Here is a 19,345-nt window from a genome sequence, read left to right as displayed (position 1 = left end):
CGCGCGGTCCTGCTGATGTGCCCTGTCACGAGGCCCTCACATCGAATGCCACCTTCACGGTGCCCAGCCGGCCGGCGGACTGCGCGTGGTCCAGCGCCTCACGCCAGCGGTACAGCGGGTACCGCGCCCCGACGACCCCGTCCAGCGGAGCCTTCGCGGCGATCTCCAGCGCCGTCTCGAACGCGGGCCGCCCGTTCGGCTCCTGCCGCGACGACGCGTAGGTGCCGGACAGCTGCAGCTCCCGGAACCACACCGGCGACAGGTCCGCACCGGTCGACGGCATGCCGGACAGCACCACCCGGCCACCGGCCTTGGTGACCCGCAGCACGGTGTCGATCGAGTCCTTGCTGCCGACCGCGTCGACGGCGACGTCGACGCCGCCGAGCAGGAACTCCTTGGCGTTCAGCTCCGGCTTCACCCGGAACGCGCCGGTGGACCGGCGCACGCCGCGGAAGACCTCGTCGGGCGCGACCACGTCGCTGGCACCGAACGCCTTGGCCAGCTCGCGCTGCTTGGGGTGCTTGGCCACGACGGTGATCCGGCCGGCCTGGGTCAGCTCGCGCAGCGCGAGGGTGGCGAACAACCCGACCGCTCCGGCGCCGCTGACCAGGACCGACTGCCCCGCCTCGACCTTCGCCCCGAGCGCGGCGTGCACCGCTCCCGCCAGCGGCTCGGCCAGCACCGCCCGCTCGTCGGACAGCCCGTCCGGTACGGCGTACAGCTGGCTGCGGTGGGCGACCATGACGTTGCCCCAGCCGCCGCCGGTGTCCTGGCAGAAACCGGTCTGCAGCCCGGGGGCCACGTGCCCGACGGTGATCCGGTCGCACCGGTTGGTGGTGCCCGAGGCGCAGCCCTGGCAGGGCTCGACACCGCGAGCCGCGCAGGTCAGGACGCTGTCCATCACCACCCTGGTGCCCTTCGGCAGGTCCTCGCAGTCCTCGAGCAGCTCGCCGACGATCTCGTGGCCGGGCACGAACGGCAGCGACACCAGGGCCGAGAAGTACAGCTTGGTGTGGCCGGTGACCATGCCGAGGTCGGAGCCGCAGATGCCGGACAGGATCGGCCGGATCCTCGCCCAGCCGGCCCGGTCCGCCTTCGGCTCCTCGATCGTGACCAGGCGCAGCGGGGCCGCCGGGCCGGTCAGGATGCCGGGGATCCGGCTGCCCATCGCCCTGGCGGCCAGGTACTTGGCCGGCGAGCGGTACATCTCCAGTGCGAGCATCATCGAGCGTTCACCCCCGGGATCTCCAGTCGGGACGAGGTGGACGGGGTCTTCCAGTCGACGATCTGCCAGCGCGCGGCCCGGGCGGCCCGGAACAGCGACACGTCCGGCGACACCGCGACCGGGTTGCCGACGGTGGTCAGCATCGGCAGGTCGGAGTGGCTGTCGGCGTAGGCGTAGGACTTCGACAGGTCGATGTTCGTCCCGCGCGCGCGGTGCTTGATCCACGCCGCCCGGGACTCGCCGACCAGCGGCGGTCCGGTCAGGAAGCCGGTGCAGCGGCCGCGGTCGTCGACGGCCAGGTCGGCTGCGACGATCTCGTCGAACAGCGGCCGCAGCGGGCGGGTCAGCGGCCGGACCGCGCCGGTGATGAGGATCGTCCGGTGCCCGGCCGCCTTGTGCTCGCGGATCCGCCGGACCGCGTCGCCGCTGAGCCGTTCGAGCACGTGCTCGGCGAGCACCTCGTCGACGATCCGGTTCAGCTCCTCCAGGTCGGCGCCCTCGTAGCGGCGGTAGATCGTGCGCAGGAAGGTGCCGCGGTCCTTGCGCTCGGCCGCGATCAGCTTCGGCAGCTTGCGCAGCATCGCGCCGATCTCGCCGTAGCGCTGGTGGCTGTCCAGCTCGGGCAGCCGCATCCACAGGTAGGTCTCGATCACGTTCGACGACAGCAGCGTGCCGTCCATGTCGAACGCGGCGATGATCTCCGCGTCGTCGGCCGGGGTGACCTTCTTCAGCGTTCCGGCCGACTCGGCCAGCGCCTTGTTGCGCTTCTTGCGGACCACGTCGAGGCGGCGCAGCGAGTCGGTCACGCTCGGGCAGTGCACTTCCTGCAGGTAGTGCTGCCAGTCCACGATCGAGGTGTCGCACCAGAACTTCTCCCGGTCGTCACCCTCGAGCGCGTTGTGCAGCGCCAGCACGTTGTCGTCGATGAACTGCAGCTCGGCCTGCGCGTACTCCGAGTACAGGTCCATGTAGCGGCGGAGGAAGTCGATCCGGCGCTTCTGCACGTCCAGCTCGCGGGCGTACTTGCGGGTCCGCTCGCCGCGCGGCACGTGCGTGATGATGTGGTCGGCGATCTTGTGCGCACGTTCGCCGTAGCGCAGCATGCTCTCCACCGAGTCCCCGCCGGGGAACTTCCAGACCGGCAGCCGGACCGCGCCGCGCTCGCCCAGGTCGAAGGGATGCTGGGAGAAGTACGCGCGGACGCCGGCGTACAGCTGCTCGAAGGTCAGCGGGTTCCGGGCGCCGGAGCTGACGTGGTAGTACTCCGGCTTCGACAGCTCCGGCTCGGTCGCCATCACGGCGCAGATCGCGCCGACGACATGGTCGACCGGGATGATCTCGACCACCGAGTCGGGACTGGCCGGGAACTCCGGCAGTTCGCCGCGCCCGTACGCCAGGATCAGCGGCTCAGCCATCTTGAAGCCCTCGATCCAGCCCGGGTGCGGGCTCTGCACCGCGGACTCGATGATGGCCGGCCGCACGATCGAGGTCGGCAGCTTGCCGGCGAACTCCTCGACGACGCGCTCGCCGAGCGCCTTGGTGAACGTGTAGCAGTCGGTCCAGCCGAGGCTGCGGGCCCGCTCGGTGCCGGTCTCCACCAGCTTCTTCGCGACCCACTCGGTACGCCGCCGCTCGGTGTCGGCCGCCGCGGTCAGGTGACCGGCCCGGCGGTGCAGCTTCTCGGAGTCCTTGCGGAACTTGGCCAGCATCGCCGACGAGCGGGACATGCCCTCGACCCGGGCCTTCATCGCCATCCCGGCCTCGGCCTCGGTGCGCCAGTCGACGGTGTGGTCGACCGGGGCCTCCGGGATCGCGCCGCGCCGGCGGCCGGCGGTGTAGGCGGTGGAGATGTGCACGTAGTGGATCCGGCGGTCCGAGCCCTGGCGGCTCTCGTCGATCCGCTCCAGCAGGCTCTTGGTGCCGAGCACGTTGGTCGTGAACGCCTCGTGGATCGGCGGGTCGAAGCTCACGTCGCCGGCGCAGTGCACGACGATGTCGAGATCGGTCGGCAGCGCCGGGACGTCGGCCAGGTCGCCCTCGACGACCTGGACCCGGGCCGCGCTGAGCGCCTCGGCGTCGGCGTACGGGGTGCCCTCGCCGTAGAACGGCTTGAAGATGTCCTTCTTCAGCAGCTGCGCCATCCGGTCGGTGCCCTTGAGCGAGCCCTTCGGCCGGATGATCGCGACCACGGTGGTGCCCGGCAGCTCGCCGATGATGCGGTGCAGCAGGGCCTCACCGACGAACCCGGTCACCCCGGTGACCAGGACCTTCTTGCCGTTGAGCTTGTCGGCAAGCCTCACTTGTCGCCTCCACGGGTGAGTTCGAGTGCCTCGGTCAAGGTGAACGCGCCGGCGTAGAGCGCCTTGCCGACGATGACGCCCTCGACGCCGTCCGGGACCAGGGTGGCCAGCGCGCGCAGGTCGTCCAGGCTGGACACGCCGCCGGAGGCAACGATCGGCTTGGCGGTCCGGGCGCACAGGTCGCGGTAGAGGTCCAGGTTCGGGCCCTGCAGCATGCCGTCCTTGGTCACGTCGGTGACGACGTAGCGCTCGCAGCCGGCCCGCTCGAGCCGCTCGAGCACCTCGTAGAGGTCGCCGCCCTCCTTGGTCCAGCCGCGGGCCGCCAGGGTCCGGCCGCGCACGTCCAGGCCGATCGCGACCCGGTCGCCGTAGGTCTGGATGACCCGGTCACACCACTCGGGGTCTTCCAGCGCCGCGGTGCCGATGTTGACCCGGCGGGCGCCGGTGGCCAGCGCCGCCTCCAGCGACTCGTCGTCGCGGATCCCGCCGGACAGCTCCACCTGCACGTCCAGCCGGCCGGTCACGTCGGCGAGCAGCTCACGGTTGCTGCCGCGGCCGAAGGCGGCGTCCAGGTCGACCAGGTGGATCCACTCGGCGCCGGCTTCCTGCCACGCCGTCGCGGCGGCCAGCGGGTCGCCGTACGAGGTCTCGCTGCCGGCCTCTCCCTGCACCAGCCGGACCGCCTGCCCGTCCGCCACGTCGACGGCAGGCAGCAGCACCAGGTTCGGCCGGGGCGGTGGGGTGGGGAAAGAATCCAACGCAGACATGGGGCACACCCTAGATGGCGGAGGTTCGCGATTCGTAACCCACTGCCTCGCTGAGTCGCATGGATCGAATCTGTCTCAGCAATACCAGTAATACCAGTGGTCCGGCCGGCGAATCAGTCCCGCCAGGCCTGGTGCCAGTACGCCGCGACGTCCGCGGTCTGCCGGCGGATCCGGTCCGGCTGCGGGAAATCCGGCCACAGCTGCAGCAGGTACCGATCGAGTGGTGGTTCGTCGCCGGTCACCACGTCGGCGGCGGACGCCGCGTCCATGCCGGTCGCGCAGTACCGGACCCGGTAGTACTGCACCGGGAGCAGGAACGGGTAGCTCGCCTGTCCCGCCCACTCGACCAGGCTGACGAGCTCGTCGTCCGGCCGGAACGACACCTCGACGATCTCCTCCCACGCGTCGTCGAGGGCAGGCTCCTCGTCGTACTGCTCGATGGTGAGGTGGGTGGCACCGGTGTGCAGGCCGGTGGTGAGGAAGAGCATGCCCGGCACGGCCGCGCCACAGAGTCCGTTCACCTGGCCCTTGTTCGCCTGGTCCGGGTCGGTGGCGAAGCCGCTGCCGCTCATCACGTAGAGCTGCATGTACGCGACGTGGACCCGGCCGGCGAACAGGGTGGCGGTCGGCCGGGGCGTCAGCGGCGGCGTCGGCATGAGGCGACCTTAGGACACGGTCAGGTGCGCGCGGGCAGGCCGTCCGGAGTCAGCACGACGGTGGCTCCGGACTCGCCGGCCGCCTGGACCAGACGCAGGGTGGCGAGCGCCGGGTGGTCGTCGAGCAGCTTGGCCGAGTTGGCGAGCGAACGCAGCGCCGCCGCCTCGCCGCGGGCGCGTTCGAGGGCCGCCCGGCCGCGCTGACGTTCCAGGGCGGTCTCGGCCAGCGCTGCACGCAGTTCACCGACGACGCCGAGGTCGCGGATCGCGGCGCCGAGCACGGTGATGCCGAGGCCGGCGACCTGCGCCTGGACGGGTTCGGCCAGGGCCGCGGTGACCGCGTCGCGGCCTTCGGCCCGCAGCAGGTCGTCCAGCTCGTGCCGGCCGATCGCGTCGCGCACAGCAAGCTGGAGGGCGACGTGCAGCAGTTCCTCGGGGGCCGCCGCCTGCTCGACGAAGGCGCGCGGGTCACTCACCCGCCAGCGAACGATCGCGGTCACCCGGACCGTCACGCCGTCCGCGGTGAAGATTTCCTGCCCGGTGACGGACAGCTGGCGCAGCCGCAGGTCGATCCGCTCCTGCCGGGTACGGCGGGACTGGCGGACGGTCGACCGGCCGGGCTCCAGCTGCGCCTCGAAGACGCCGTCGCGGTACACGAGCACCCGCTCGTGCGCCTGCACGGTGATCTTCGCCATCGTCCCTCCCCTGTGTCGACCGGCCACTGCGGCCGGCACATCCTCCTCGACCGGTCGCTGCCGATCACAGCACTGTTCGGCCGGTTGCTTCCGGCCCCTGTTGTTCGTTGCCCGGTCCGGCCCGGTGCGCACCCCGGCTCGCGGCGGAGGAACCGGCTCGTGACGAGCAGCCGGGCCTGCAGGGCCGTGGGCCGGGACAGCGTGCGCACCGGGACAGACCTTGGTGTGGAGCCTTGTCCGTTGCAAAGCCGCATCCATTGGCCAGGTACAACGCGCAGAACTGTCCCGGCAACTGCCGGTCCCACTGCTGATCTGGCCGTGCGTGCATCAGTGTGCGGTCAGAACACCCGGGGCAGCAACTGCTTTGCGACCCGGTGGGCACCGGCGTTGCCTAGGGCAAGCAGACTCCGGCCGGAGCGATCGGGCGGTAGCCGGTGGACTGCTGCAGGTCGGCTGCTTCGGCGGCGTAGCGGTTGGCGTCGTCCGAATGGCCGGCCAGTCGGCTGGTCTCGGCGAGCAGCAGCAGGGCGCGGCACTGCACGATCCGCTGCTGCAGTTCGGAGGCGAGGCCGCGTGCCTGCCGGCCGAGCTCCAGCGCATCGGCGAGTTGCCGCCGGGCCAACGCGACGCCTGCCAGTCCGAGCAGTGCTTCGGCTTCCGTCGCGCGATGTCCCAGCCGGACGGCGATGTCGCGAGCCGCGGAGTGGTGCCGGACCGCCTCGTCCCACTGCCCTTTCCCCCGGCAGGCGATCCCGAGCACGTTCAGCGCACTGGCCTCGTGCCACTCCAGGCCGTCCCGTCGGCTGATCTCCAGCGACCTGCGGGCCTGTGCCTCCGCCTCGTCGTACCGGCCGAGATCGGCGAGCAGCAACCCGAACTCGTAGTACGCCGCCACCGGGGTCCGCTCCGACAGCGCAATCGCTGCCGCGAAGTCCCGCTCTGCCAGCTCCGCCTCGCCCTGCAGCCGGCGGATCGTGGCGCGGTTGAGCAGCGCGATGCTGCCCGGCCGGCCGGCCGGCTCGATCTGCAGCGCCTCGTTGGCCGCCGCCAGAGCTGCGTCCAGCTCGCCCAGGTTCCAGCGGACGTTGCTCAGGCTGTGCAGTGCGGGCGCGAGGCTGCTTCCCCGCCCCAGCGCGCGGAAGATCGCGATCCCGCGCTGCAGCAGCTCGGCCGCCCGCGTCGACTCACCGAGGTCGTCGTGCGCCATGCCGAGATTGCACAGCAGCGCGGCCTCACCGAGCCGGAAGCCGACCTCCGCGTAGCACTCGCTGGCAGCGGTCAGCTGCTCGATCGAGGCCAGGTTGTCGCCGGTTGCGGCAAGCAGGACCCCGAGGCTGTGCCGCATCGCCCCCTCACCGGCCCGGTCGCCGCTCGCGAGGGCGGCCCGCAACCCCGCGGCGGCCGCGGGTCGCCACGCACCCACCAAATCGTCGGTGTTGAAGTAGTGCCGCAGGACGTCGACCAACCGCCACGCCTGCTCGTACGGTCCGCACTCGGCCGCGGCCATGACGCACTCGACCAGGTTCGGCAGCTCGGCGGCGAGCCATGCGTCGGCCTGCTGCGCCCGATCGAACGGATTTTCGTCGAACAGCCGACCGGTGAGCTGCACGTACCCGCGGTAACGGAAGTCAACGGCCGCATCGGCTGTGCGCAGGTACCAGTCGACGACCCTCGTCCAGGCCTGCTCGGCACCCGGCTCCCCCTCGGCCCGGCGGACGGCGTACAGGCGGATGAGGTCGTGCATGCCGTACCGGCTGTGCTGCCGCTGGAGCAGGTTGACGCCGACCAGAAGGTCGAGCAGGCGGCCCGCGTCCGGGGACGGGCAGTCCAGCAGCGCGGCGGCCACGGGCGCGGTGAAGTCTCCGCACGGCAGGACCCCGAGCAGGGCGAACAGCCGCCGGGCCGGCCGCGGCAGGGATTCGTACGAGAGCGCGAAGGCGGCGGCCACGGCGGTGTCCGGGCCGTCGCCGATTGCGAGCTCTTCGAGCCGGTCACCGGTCCGCAGCAGCTCGACGTACTGCGCGATGGGCTGGTCCGGGTAGCTGACGAGGTGACCTGCGGCGATACGCAGCGCGAGAGGGAGGCGTCCGCACACCTCGGCCAGGTCGGCGGCGGCCTGCCGTTCGGCGGCGACCCGCTCGGCGCCGAGCATGCAGCTCAGGAGGTCGGCGGCCTCGTGCTCGCCGAGCATGCCGAGCCGCGTCGTCCGGGCTCCGACCGTGACCATGAGCGCGGTGAGCTCGTTGCGGCTCGTGACCAGGACGGCGTTGCCGGCGGTCCCCGGCAGCAACGGCCTGACCTGGCCGGCGTCGCGGGCGTCGTCCAGAACGATCAGCACCCGGCGGTCGGCCAGGGTGGAGCGCAGCAACGCTGCCCGGGCTTCCAGGTCGGCGGGCACCGCGTACGGATCGATCCCGGCCAGGCCGAGCAGTTCGCCGAGGACCTCTGCCGGGTCTCGCGGCGCTGCGCTCGCACCGGCGAGCCGGACGTGCCACTGGCCGTCGGGAAACCGGTCGCGCAGCCGATGCGCGACATGCACGGCGAGCGCCGACTTGCCGACGCCGGGAGGACCGGACACGACCATCACCGGCAGGGCGGCGTCCTGCGACAGCCGCTCGGTGAGCTGGCCGATCGCCTCCTCGCGCCCGACGAAGTCCGCCAGATCCATCGGCAGCTGCCGGTGCTCCCGCCAGGCCTCGCCCGGGTCATCGTCCGGCCCGGGATCAGCCTCATCGGTCCGTGCACCACCTTGCCCCGCAGACCCGGCGGCGAGCGCCTCCCCGGCGAGGATTGCCTGCCGTACTTCGCGGGTCTCGGCGCCGGGATCCACTCCGAGCTCCTCGGCCAGCCGGGTCTCCAGCCGGCGGTACGCCGCGAGTGCGTCGGCTTGGCGGCCGGCGCGGTACAGCGCGATCATGTGCTGAATCCAGAACCGCTCACGCAGCGGGTACTGCTGGGTCAGCTTCGCCAGCTCGGCGAGCAGCGCGCTGTGCTCCCCCAGCGCCAGTCTGACGTCGATCAGCCGCTCGATCGCCTGCAACCGCTCCTCGATCAGCCAGGGCCGCCCCTCGAGCGCCTCCACCCCGGTCCCGGACAGCGGCACGTCCCGCCACAGCGCCAGCGCCTCGTCCAGCATCTTTGCTTTTGGCAACAGCTTTTCCTCGGCGGCCGCCGAGTCCACCAACGCGCGGAACTCGGCCAGGTCGAGCTGCTCAGGCTCCACCGCGATCAGATAGCCGCCCGGAACGGTCCTGATCACCGAGGCCGCCGGCCCCAAGGCGGCGCGCAGCCGCGACACCGCGGTCTGCAACGCCCGCTCGGGACCTGCGGGCAGGTCGGCACCCCAGAGCGCCTCGACCAGCTCCGCCGTCGGAACCACGCGGTGGGGCTGGATCAGCAGGGCGATCAGCAGCGTCCGCAGCCGGCGGGCCCGCAGCGGGATCTCGGCGCCGGCACGGCGTACCCCGACGGGCCCGAGGATGCGGAAGCGCAGCTCCTCCACTTCGTCGCCTCACCTTCACGCGTCGGCAGCACCGGCAACCACAGCGTGACCGTACTGGACCGCATCGACAGTTCTCTGCGGTTGTCCACACGCTGATCACGTGGGCCGGACGCCGGCTGACGACGTCTTCCGGGTCAGGGCCGGACGGCGGCTCAGAGCCAGAAGACGTCGTAGGCGAGGCGGAGGATGAGGGCGCTGACGACGACCAGGAAGATGATCCGGACGAACCGGCTGCCCCGAGCGACCGCCGTCCGGGCGCCGAGCAGGCCGCCCAGCATGTTGGCGGCGCCCATGATCAGGCCGAGGCGCCACAACGGCGCGCCGCCGGCGGCGAAGACCGCGATCGCGCCGAGATTGGTGGCGACGTTGGCGATCTTGGCCTTCGCGCTCGCCTGGAGGAAGTTGTAGCCGAGCAGCCCGACCAGCGCGAAGATCAGGAACGACCCGGTGCCCGGGCCGACCGCGCCGTCGTAGAAGCCGATCAGCAGGCCGACCGCCCCGGCCGCGACGTAGTGGTTCCGGCCGTCGAACCGCAGGGCCGTCAGGGCACCGAGTGTCGGCTTCACCGCGGTGTAGACGGCCACGGCGATCAGCAGCACCAGCACGATCGGCTTGAACCACGCCATCGGGATCTTCGTCGCCACCAACGCTCCGGCCGCGGCGCCGAGCCCGGCCAGCAGCGCCAGCGGCACCACCGTGCGCCGGTCCGGCCGCACTTTGACGCCGAACGTGACAGCGCTGGTCGCCGTACCGCACAGCGAGGAGATCTTGTTGGTCGACAGGATCTGCGCCGGCGAGGCGTTCGGCAGGCCCAGCAGCATCGCGGGCAGCTGAATCAGCCCGCCACCGCCGACGACCGCGTCGATCCAGCCGGCCGAGAACGCCGCGATCACCAGGAAGACGATCGTCCACAACGAAACGTCAGGCACGACGCCACCCTGAGCGCGCGGCACGAGGCGAAGAAGTCACGGGCCAAGGATCAGGTCATGACATTGTTCCGCTCAACCATTACCGCAGCGGACGAGACGAAGCCCACAGCCGGACCTGGGCGGTGTCCGTACCGCACACGGCTCGCGGCAGCGGTCCGTGTGGTTCCGTACCGCACGCCGCTGGCGCTCGCCAGCGCGGGGTGCCGGCGGTCGTCAGCGCGGGTTGCCGGCGCGCCACGCGACGTAGTCGGTGACCGCCGTGGCTACGTGGAAGGCCGGCTCGAAGCCGGTGTCCCGGGTGAGCCGCGTGATGTCGAGGTACGGATCGGGGCCAGGGTCGTGCTGCCGTCCGGGCAGGACGTCCAGCTGCAGGCCGGGCGTGATCTCCTGCAGGGCGTCGGCGAACTCGCGGTTGGTGACCGGCCGGCCGCTGGACACGTTGTAGGTGCTGTGCGCCAGCGTCTCGGTGGTGATCAGGGACGCGATCGCGCGCCCGGCGTCCGGTGCGTAGCAGCAGTCGCCGCCGTCGTCGGCGTACAGCGGGTTCGGCTTCTCACCCCGCAGCACGGCGCTGATGTACGGCGGAATGTGGAAGAACGGCGATTCCGGGTCGACCAGCGGTCCCCAGATCGTCCCGATCCGGAGCAGGACCGGCTGGACGCCGCTGCCCTGGAGGCTGTGGGTGGCGAGTGGTTCGACGGCCTTCTTGAAGGCGATGATCAGGTGCGGCAGCTCTGCGGTGGGCAGGGCGAGCTCCTCGTGCCAGGGGATCTCGCTCCGGCCGATGTACACGCCGAGGCTGCTGGCGACGGCGAACCTGCGCACCCCCCAGGTCCGGGCGGCGTCGAGCGCGTTGAGCAGGCCGGTCAGGTCCGTACGGAAGAAGCTGACCGGATCCTCACCGGGGATGCTGCCGGCCAGGTGGACGATGTCGCTGATCTGGTGGCGTTCGCCGAGGGCGAGAAACGCGTCCCGGTCGGTGACGTCGAGCGATGCGACGGTGACCTTGCCCGCAAGCAACGGCGGGACCTCGGCCCGGCGGTGGGAGGTGACGAGGACCTCCTGCCCGAGGTCGGCGAGCGCGCGAGCGGTGTGGGCGCCGATCATGCCCAGCCCACCGGTGACGAGGATCATCGGACCACCTCGTAGTGGAGGTGGGTCACGCCGGGTGCCGGGATGGCCGCGACCAGCCGGAGTTGCACGTGCTGGGGAACCTCCTGGAAGAAGCTGCGTCCGCCGCCCAGCAGGACGGGCACCTGGTGCAGGACCACCTCGTCGAGCAGGCCGGCGGCCAGCGCCGACGTCACCACGCCGCCGCCCATCAGCGCGACGTCCTTGTCACCGGCAACCTCTCGGGCCGCCGCGATCGCGTCCGCGATGCCGGTGGTGACGAGCGTCTGCCGCTCGCTGATCTCGGGAGCCGGCCGGTGACTCAGCACGAACAGAGGCGCCGTCGGATGCGGACTCCCGCCACCGAAGTGCCCGGAGTGCTCGTACGTCGTACGCCCGGCAACCGTCGCTCCCACCCGCGCCGCCAGGGTGTCGAAGAACCGGGCACTCGGCGCGCTGAGCTTGAACCCGGCGAACGCCTGGCTCTGCGTGTCGCCGTCCAGGTACCAGTCGAAGAGCGTGGCCGCGTCGCCGAGACCGCGACCGAACTCCTCCCCGCCGTCCGGCGTACGGCCGCTGATGTAGCCGTCGACCGAGACGGCGTGCGCGGTGAGAACCTTGCTCATGTCGCTCCTTCACTGGGTTTCCGATGGCGTGCGGGAACTCCGGGCCGTACACCCTCTTGATGACGATCAGCCGTGGAAGGTTGCTTGCGGGGATACGCGGCGGCCGGGTCGTCGAGGGTGGTGAACCCGCGCGCGTTCAAGCTACGAGCGGCGAGGCGGCGGCGTCTTGAACAAATCGCGCAGGGTCAGACCCGGACCAGCAGCCTGTCCCGGGTCGCGAGGAGCGGGCGGTAGGACGCCGAGTGGTCGTGCCCGCAGGCACACCGGTCGAGGCTGCCACCGAGCAGCTGCCGCGGGGTGAGGCCGGTCAGGCGGAGACATTCCCGGCCGAGGTGAGCCTGGTCGGCGTACCCGACGTCGGCCGCCAGTCCGGTCATACCGTCCGCGCCACGCCGCCCCGTCGCCGTAACGCCGGCCTGAGCCAGCGCGAGAAATCCTTGGAACCGCAAGGTCCGCTGCAGCACCTTCGGGGTCATCCCCACCGCCTGCAGGCAGCGCCGCCGCAGCTGACTTCCCGACAGCGCCAGACGACTCGCCAAGCTGTCGATGTCGACCGGCTGCCAGGGCATCAACGCCCGCACCGCCGCACCGATCAGCCGATCCCCGTCCTCCGTCCGCCGAATCTCCTGCACGAGGTGGACCTGCAGCAGCGCCAGCGCCCGCTCCGGCGTCGCCGCCGCGGCCGTCGTCTCCGCGAGCCGGTCCGCCGCACTCCCCCACAGCTCGGCCAGCTCCAGCCGCTGGTCCACCAGCTCATTCAGCACCGCCGCCCGCATCGGCGGCGCGGCTCCCGGGTGAAATCGCACGCCGAGCATGGTCGTCTGCGCCGGAATCACCTCGACCTGCGGCCCGGTCAACGGACCTAGCAACTGAGCCGGCCCACCGATCGGAAAGTGCAGCTCTACACCGCCGGTGGGCAGATGCCGCTGGACGTACGCGGAGTCGCCGGTGCGCTGGATCCACACCGTGCGCACCGTTCCCGCGAGCCCCGGCAGGGGCGGACGCTCGAGGTAGGACTCCCCGCTGACCACCACTCGACTGAACCGCTTGGGCGGTTCGGGGTCAAGGGTTTTCGTTGTGGGGCAAGAGGTTGGGGGGTGGGACGGTGTGCTGGGGGTTGCCCGAGCACTCGGCTGCGCGCGTCAGCCGTTCACTGGCCGGCGCGCAGCGCCCCGACCAACCTTCCGCCACCGCGCAGCGCCAACCACGATGACCGCGCACAGCGCCAAACCCCGGGCAGTGCCGCACGAACAAACCACCCGCCACCGCGCAGCGCACCCCCGGGGTCGCCGATCACCGTGCCCGCCCCACACCTCAGGGCGGGTGGGCGCGACACGCAGCACCACGAACCATTTCGGGGGTCAACCCCAACCACCCGCGACAAGGTGAGCCACCACCTACCGGCAGCAGACACCAGCACACGATGTGGAGCCACCTGCCCCCATCCCACTTCTTCGCAGCGGAGCCGGCAAAGCCAGAAGCCTCCGTCGGAAGGACGGAGGCTTCTGACCAACGGGACGAATCAGCCGCGAACGACCTCGACCAGCTTGTCGACGACCTCGGTGACAGCGACGTCGGTGCGGTCGCCGGAGCGGCGGTCCTTGACCTCGATGGTGCCGTCGGCGAGGCCCTTGCCGACGACGGCGATGGTCGGGATGCCGAGCAGTTCGGCGTCCTTGAACTTCACGCCGGGCGACACCTTCTCGCGGTCGTCGTACAGCACGGTCAGCCCGCGGGACTCCAGCTCGGTGGCGAGCTCGGCGGCCTTGGCGAAGACCTCGGTCTCCTTGCCGGTGGCAACCAGGTGGACGTCCGCCGGGGTGATCTCGCGCGGCCAGATCAGGCCGAGCTCGTCGTGGTTGCCCTCGGCGATCGCGGCGACGGCGCGGGTCACGCCGACGCCGTACGAACCCATCGTGACGGTGACGAGCTTGCCGTTCTGGTCGAGCACCTTGAGGTCGAGCGCCTCGGCGTACTTCTGGCCGAGCTGGAAGATGTGTCCCATCTCGATGCCGCGCGCGCTCTGCAGCGGGCCGGAGCCGTCCGGCGCCTCGTCGCCGTCGTGGACCTCGGCGGCCTGGATCGTGCCGTCGGCGGTGAAGTCGCGGCCGTGCACCAGGTTGATCACGTGGAAGCCGGTCTTGTTCGCGCCGGTCACCCACGCCGAGCCCTCGGCGACGCGCGGGTCGAGCAGGTACCGGATGCCGGACTCGCTGTCCTTGCCGAGCGCGCCGGGGCCGATGTAGCCCCTGGCCAGCGCCGGGTTCTTGGCGAACTCGGCGTCGTCGAACGCGACCACCTCGGCCGGCTCGACCTGCGCGCCGAGCCGCTTCTCGTCGATCGCGCGGTCACCCGGTACGCCGATCGCCAGCGGCTCGCGCGTCCCGTCCGGGTGCACCAGCGTGACCAGCACGTTCTTCAGCGTGTCGGCGGCGGTCCACTGCCGGCCGTCGGTGCGCGGGTGCTTGGCGTTCAGCGTCTCGACCAGGGTGTCGATGGTCGGCGTGTCCGGGGTGTCGACCACCTCGGCGGCCGGCACCGCCGACGCGTCGACGGGCGGCGACTGCGGCACCACGACCGCCTCGACGTTGGCCGCGTAGCCACCCGGCGAGCGGACGAAGGTGTCCTCGCCGTTCTCCGCGACGGCCAGGAACTCCTCCGACGCCGAGCCGCCCATCGCGCCGGACATCGCCTGCACGATCACGTAGTCGAAGCCGAGCCGGTCGAAGATCCGGATGTAGGCCTTGCGGTGCAGGTCGTACGACGCCTGCAGGCCGGCCTGGTCGACGTCGAAGGAGTAGGAGTCCTTCATCACGAACTCACGCCCGCGCAGCACGCCGGCCCGCGGCCGCGCCTCGTCGCGGTACTTGTTCTGGATCTGGTAGATCGACAGCGGCAGGTCCTTGTACGACGAGTACAGGTCCTTCACCGCCAGGGTGAACATCTCCTCGTGCGTCGGCCCGAGCAGCATGTCGGCGCCCTTGCGGTCCTTCAGCCGGAACAGGTTCGGCCCGTACTCCGTCCACCGGCCGGTCGCCTCGTAGGGCTCGCGCGGCAGCAGCGCCGGGAAGACCAGCTCCTGCGCCCCGATCGCGTCCATCTCCTCGCGCACGATCTTCTCGACGTTGCGCAGCACCCGCAGCCCCAGCGGCAGCCAGGTGTACATCCCCGGTGCCGTGCGGCGGATGTAGCCGGCGCGGACGAGCAGCTTGTGGCTCGGGACCTCCGCGTCCGCCGGATCCTCGCGAAGGGTGCGGAGGAACAACGACGACATGCGCAGAATCACGGGAGTCTCCAGGCGAATACCAGTAGGAAAGTGGAACAACTGTCGACCAAGAGGATATCCGTCCCGGCGCAGTGCTTCCGCCTACTTTTCCACACCCTCGGTCCGCCGGGCCGCGCGGGACGGGTCAGGTCGTCTCGCGCGCCGCCTTCAGCGCGGCCCGGATCAGCGGTAGCTGCAGCGGCAGCCGGGCGAACGCGACCGCCTTGGCGCGCGGCGATCCCTTCCGGTTCAGGTCCAGCGCCAGCTGCACGTTCGCCGGGAACACCCCGGTCAGCAGGGCGGCGCTCGCCAGCCCGGCGACCCGCCGCGTCCGCGGGTGCAGCAGCCCCGCCGCGCAGGCGAGCTCGGCCACCCCGGAGGCGTAGACCAGTTCCTTCTTGGCCGGCAACGCCTTCGGCACGATCCGCTCGAACGGCTTCGGCTTGACGAAGTGCAGCACACCCATCACCGCGAACAAGCCCGCCAGCCCCGTGGTGCTCCTGCTCCGTCCAGTCATGAGCAGCACCTTATTACCTGGCGGTAGCCACCGTCAGGGCAGCGTGCCGTACGGCGCCGCGGCCGCCTTCGCCGCGTACAGGAAAGCGGCCTTGTTCTTGGGCCAGAAGGTGGAGTCGACGCAGCGGTACGCCGGCAGGAAGCCACCGCAGGTCCCGGACAGGTCGCCCACCTCGAACGTGTACGACGCGACCCCGCGGGTGCCGTACAACCAGTCGTCGGTCGCCCCCGGCGCGAAGTAGCCGACTCCGCCGTCACCGGTGGACACCGGGTACCCGTTCAGCGCACCCATCTTCTTGCCCAGGGCAATCAACGCGGCCCGGTTCGGCGCCGCGGTGTTGGTGTAGCCGTACGGCGCGAGGATGTCGTTGCCGTAGCTGTGCAGCGACAGGAAGACGCCGGTCGTGTCGGCCGCAGCCGGTTCGCCGACGTCGCCCTTGGTGTCGCGGAACAGCTTGTCGAGCAGGCCCTGAACGGCGATCGTCTCCGGCTCCGAGACCGCCTTCGCGCCGGGATAGGTCTCGTCGCACGGGCCGCCCTGCCGCGGATCCCACTGGAAGCCGGAGTTCCGGTTCAGGTCGACGCCGGCCTCGGCTGCGGGACATCCGCCCACGGAGTCGTTCACGTTCTTGCGCTGCAGCACCGGCCGGGACGGCGATGAGGCGACCACGTCGACGCCGTCCGGGTTCGCCATCGGCACCACCCACAGCTCCCGGGTGTCCATCAGCGAAGTGATCGCCGGATCCTTGCCGTACGACGAGACGAGCAGGTCGATCCAGCGGTAGGCCAGCTCCCCGGTGACCACCTCACGGGCGTGGATCTGCGCGTGCAGCACGAACTTCGGCTTCTGCCCGGTGCTGCTCAGCGCGCAGTCGCCGGCGACGAGCTTGCTGATGCAGAGCGCCTGGATGTCGTGGCCGCCGTGACCCTTTGTCTTCTTCCACGAGTCGCCGATGTCGTAGAGCCGGACCAGGTCCGGGTGCGCTGCAGCGACTTCCGCGTTGTGCTGCTCATGGCCGGCCGAGGTGTGGTAGCCGCCGTAGTATGTCGTACCGGCTGCGTCCGTTGCTGGGGAGACCGGCCGGTACACAGTGCCGACCTTGCCGAGCGTGATCCCGCGATCGCGCAACCGGGCGGCCTCCTCCGGCGTCGCGACCACCATCGGCCGGGATCGGTGACCGTGACCGATGTCGTAGCCCGCGCGGACCAGGTCGGCCACCGTCACTCCGGCCGGCAGCACGAGCGAGTAGTAGGCGGGTTCGGCGGGAGTGGTGGCCGCGACCGGCTCAGGGGCCGCGCTTCCCGCCGGGGCGGCGACGACGGCCGCGGCGAGAACCAGGCAGGCCAAGGGGACAGCAATTCTTCGCATCGACCTTTCCTTCCACAGGCGGGGCGGCGCTGCGGATCAGCAAACCTCACTCAGGGTCGACAGGCCATCACAGTGAGCACTCAGCCTCAGAACAGGATCGTCGCGAACGTCTCGATGGTCCGGAACCCGACCCGCTCGTACGCCGCCCGGGCGGGCGTGTTGAACGCGTTCACGTACAGCGTCACCACCGGTGCGATCTGCCGGGCGAGCTCCACCACGGCGGCCATCCCGGGCGCGGCCAGCCCTTCGCCACGGCGTTCCGGATCGACCCACACCCCCTGGATCTGGCACACGCCGGTGCCGACCGAGCCGACCTCGGCCTTGAACACGACCTTGCCGTCCTCGATCCGCGCGAACGCCCGGCCGGCCCGGATCAGCTCGGCGACCCGGGACCGGTAGAAGGTGCCGTCCGGGCCGGTCTGCGGCGGGACGCCGACCTCCTCGGTGTACATCGCGACGCAGGCCGGGTAAAGAATCGGCAGCTCGACCGGTTCCACCGCGCGGACCAGCGGGTCCGGTGCCACCGCCGGCGCCGTCTCGATCACCATGAACGGCTGCTCGTCGCGGACCTCCCGGGCCGGCCCCCAGTGCGGCTCGAGCGCGGTCCACAGCACGTCGACCGCGCGAGCCGGACCGAGGATCTGGAAGCACGTCCGGCCGCGCCGCAGCGCGTAGGCGGCGAAGGCCCTCAGCGCGGCCTCGTCGGCGCCGACCGGGACCATGTTGCCGCCGGCGTGGCACAGCGACTCGAGCACGCCCTTCTCGACGTACCCCCAGACCTCCGCACCCCGGCGAGGATCCAGTCCCGAGGCCTGCACGAGACTGTCCACGAACACGTTCACGACCGGATCGCGGGCGATGACGGCCCGCGCGGCTGAGAGGTCGCGAGGACCGAGAACCCGTACGCCCACGCGCAGAACCTAGCCGATCGTGCCCCGTCAGGCGCGCAACGGGTCACCGCTCGCCGCGAGTCGGCGCAGGGGCGAGGTCCAGGCGACCAGCACCCCGGTGAAGGAGAAGACGCCCAGCGCCACCATCGCCGGCCGGATCCCCAGCTGGCTGCCGATCACGCCGCCGACGATCGATCCCGTCGTCCACCCGACACCCCACGACAGCATCCGGCCGGCCGTGTTCACCCGGCCGAGCAGGTGCTCCGGGGTGACCTGCTGGCGGTAGGAGATGGAGTTCACGATCACCAGCACGTACGCCGAACCCCAGACCAGCAACGCGATCGCGGCCAGCGGCCAGGTCGGCATCAGCGCGGTGACGACGCCGAGCGCGGCCGACACCGGGATCGCGTACAGCGTGATCGCGGCCGGCTGCAGCCGCCGGAGCAGCCGCGGAAGGCCGAGCGCCGCCACCAGGCCGCCGATCCCCCAGGCACCGAACACGAGGCCGAACCGCAGCCCCGACGTACCGACGCCCAGCACGCGGTCGCACCAGACCACCATCAGCGCGACGAAGCCGCCGCCGGCGAACGACTGGATGGCGCCGACGATGGTCATCGTGCGCACACCCGCGTGGTTGACCAGGAACCGCACACCCTCGGCGATGTCGGCGAACACCACCTTCGGCCGCAGCGGGGCCCTGGCGTCCCGCCGGTGCGACATCGCCCGGACGATGCCGCGCACCGCCAGCGCCGAGGCGGCGAAGCTCAGTGCGTCCAGGACCAGCAGCGAGGCCGGGTTCATCACCGCGAGCGCGAGGCCGGCCAGGGGCGGGACGAACAGCTCCACCAAGCTGGACGCCGTCCAGACCGCGGCGTTCGCCTGGGCGACGCGGGCGCGACCGACGAGCACCGGCAGGGCGCCGAAGTTGGCGCCGTCGAAGAACGTCGCGACCCCCTGGACCAGGAAGCCGATCACCAGCACCTGTGCGACCGTGAGCACGTCGAGCCAGTACGCGAGCGGGATCGAGGCGATCAGCACGGCGTTGACGAAGTCGGCGACGACCATCACCCGGCGCCGGTTCCAGCGGTCGGCCAACGCTCCGGCGAAGAGCCCGGCCAGCAGGTACGGCGCTGCTTCGAGCGCGGTCACCAACGCGGTCAGGAACGGCGAGCCGCTCAGCCGGTAGACGAGCACCGGCAACGCGACGAGCGTGACCATCGACCCGGTCGTCGACAACGCCCGCGCCAGCCAGTACCGGCGGAAGTCCGGGTCGTCCCGCAACCGCACCGGCTCCTGCGGGCCTTCCTGCGGGCTTCCCTGCGGCCGGGGCACGTTCACCACCTCGGGATCATCCGGCGGCACGGCTCATCCAGGCCATCTCCGCGCCGACGCCGCAATTCGTCACCCGCACATCCAACGTCCACAGCACTCAGAACCCCTCCTCTTACCTGAACCCCGCCGGCCCAACGGACGCTACTGGCGAGGTCTCGTGGCC

At 71.3% G+C, this 19,345-nt stretch carries 15 protein-coding genes; all 15 read right to left on the bottom strand.

Going from position 1 to position 19,345, the window contains the following annotated elements; genetic code table 11:
* Positions 1–25: 25 nt before the first annotated feature.
* The 15 genes from KFLA_RS15050 to KFLA_RS14980 all read right to left on the bottom strand — a co-directional run bounded on the left by KFLA_RS15050 (position 26) and on the right by KFLA_RS14980 (position 19,191).
* Positions 26–1,225, bottom strand: coding sequence for a zinc-dependent alcohol dehydrogenase (locus KFLA_RS15050; protein ID WP_012920659.1), 1,200 nt, complete (start codon positions 1,223–1,225; stop codon positions 26–28).
* A complete protein-coding gene (locus KFLA_RS15045; RefSeq protein WP_012920658.1) occupies positions 1,222–3,525 on the bottom strand; it encodes an HAD-IB family hydrolase in 2,304 nt (767 codons plus the stop codon). Before KFLA_RS15045 ends, KFLA_RS15050 begins: the two co-directional genes overlap by 4 nt.
* A complete protein-coding gene (gene priA / locus KFLA_RS15040) occupies positions 3,522–4,292 on the bottom strand; it encodes a bifunctional 1-(5-phosphoribosyl)-5-((5-phosphoribosylamino)methylideneamino)imidazole-4-carboxamide isomerase/phosphoribosylanthranilate isomerase PriA (protein WP_012920657.1) in 771 nt (256 codons plus the stop codon). The genes KFLA_RS15045 and priA overlap by 4 nt, the downstream gene beginning before the upstream one ends.
* A gap of 113 nt (positions 4,293–4,405) precedes the next feature.
* The gene (locus tag KFLA_RS15035) at positions 4,406–4,948 is read right to left on the bottom strand and encodes a hypothetical protein (RefSeq protein WP_012920656.1); all 543 of its coding nucleotides are present in this window, start codon (positions 4,946–4,948) and stop codon (positions 4,406–4,408) included.
* A 20-nt stretch (positions 4,949–4,968) separates the two neighbouring features.
* A complete protein-coding gene (locus KFLA_RS15030; RefSeq protein WP_041289331.1) occupies positions 4,969–5,643 on the bottom strand; it encodes a slipin family protein in 675 nt (224 codons plus the stop codon).
* 391 nt (positions 5,644–6,034) lie between these two features.
* Positions 6,035–9,145 (bottom strand): AfsR/SARP family transcriptional regulator, encoded by a 3,111-nt coding sequence (locus KFLA_RS15025; RefSeq protein ID WP_012920654.1) that lies wholly within the window; start codon positions 9,143–9,145, stop codon positions 6,035–6,037.
* A 152-nt stretch (positions 9,146–9,297) separates the two neighbouring features.
* Positions 9,298–10,074: a sulfite exporter TauE/SafE family protein gene (locus KFLA_RS15020; RefSeq protein ID WP_012920653.1), complete on the bottom strand. Its 777-nt coding sequence runs from the start codon at positions 10,072–10,074 to the stop codon at positions 9,298–9,300.
* 213 nt (positions 10,075–10,287) lie between these two features.
* Complete coding sequence (locus tag KFLA_RS15015) at positions 10,288–11,208, bottom strand: NAD-dependent epimerase/dehydratase family protein (protein WP_012920652.1); 921 nt, start codon at positions 11,206–11,208, stop codon at positions 10,288–10,290.
* Positions 11,205–11,810, bottom strand: coding sequence for a dihydrofolate reductase family protein (locus KFLA_RS15010; protein WP_012920651.1), 606 nt, complete (start codon positions 11,808–11,810; stop codon positions 11,205–11,207). Before KFLA_RS15010 ends, KFLA_RS15015 begins: the two co-directional genes overlap by 4 nt.
* 185 nt (positions 11,811–11,995) lie before the next feature.
* Complete coding sequence (locus tag KFLA_RS15005) at positions 11,996–12,841, bottom strand: DUF6597 domain-containing transcriptional factor (protein WP_148256642.1); 846 nt, start codon at positions 12,839–12,841, stop codon at positions 11,996–11,998.
* A gap of 491 nt (positions 12,842–13,332) precedes the next feature.
* Entirely contained in the window at positions 13,333–15,096 is a 1,764-nt protein-coding gene (locus tag KFLA_RS15000; RefSeq protein ID WP_012920649.1) for a proline--tRNA ligase, read from the bottom strand.
* A gap of 124 nt (positions 15,097–15,220) precedes the next feature.
* On the bottom strand, positions 15,221–15,592 hold the full coding sequence (locus KFLA_RS14995) for a DoxX family protein (RefSeq protein WP_012920648.1): 372 nt from the start codon (positions 15,590–15,592) through the stop codon (positions 15,221–15,223).
* Positions 15,593–15,625: 33 nt separating this feature from the next.
* The gene (locus KFLA_RS14990) at positions 15,626–16,960 is read right to left on the bottom strand and encodes a M14 family zinc carboxypeptidase (RefSeq protein ID WP_012920647.1); all 1,335 of its coding nucleotides are present in this window, start codon (positions 16,958–16,960) and stop codon (positions 15,626–15,628) included.
* A gap of 86 nt (positions 16,961–17,046) precedes the next feature.
* Positions 17,047–17,871 carry a GNAT family N-acetyltransferase gene (locus tag KFLA_RS14985; RefSeq protein ID WP_012920646.1) on the bottom strand — a complete coding sequence of 275 codons (825 nt, stop codon included), beginning with the start codon at positions 17,869–17,871 and terminating at the stop codon, positions 17,047–17,049.
* A gap of 27 nt (positions 17,872–17,898) precedes the next feature.
* Positions 17,899–19,191, bottom strand: coding sequence for an MFS transporter (locus KFLA_RS14980; RefSeq protein WP_158307282.1), 1,293 nt, complete (start codon positions 19,189–19,191; stop codon positions 17,899–17,901).
* Positions 19,192–19,345 lie beyond the last annotated feature (154 nt).

The sequence above is a fragment of the Kribbella flavida DSM 17836 genome (assembly GCF_000024345.1).
Classification (GTDB): Bacteria; Actinomycetota; Actinomycetes; order Propionibacteriales; family Kribbellaceae; genus Kribbella; species Kribbella flavida.
This window is presented reverse-complemented; position numbering and strand designations above follow the sequence as displayed.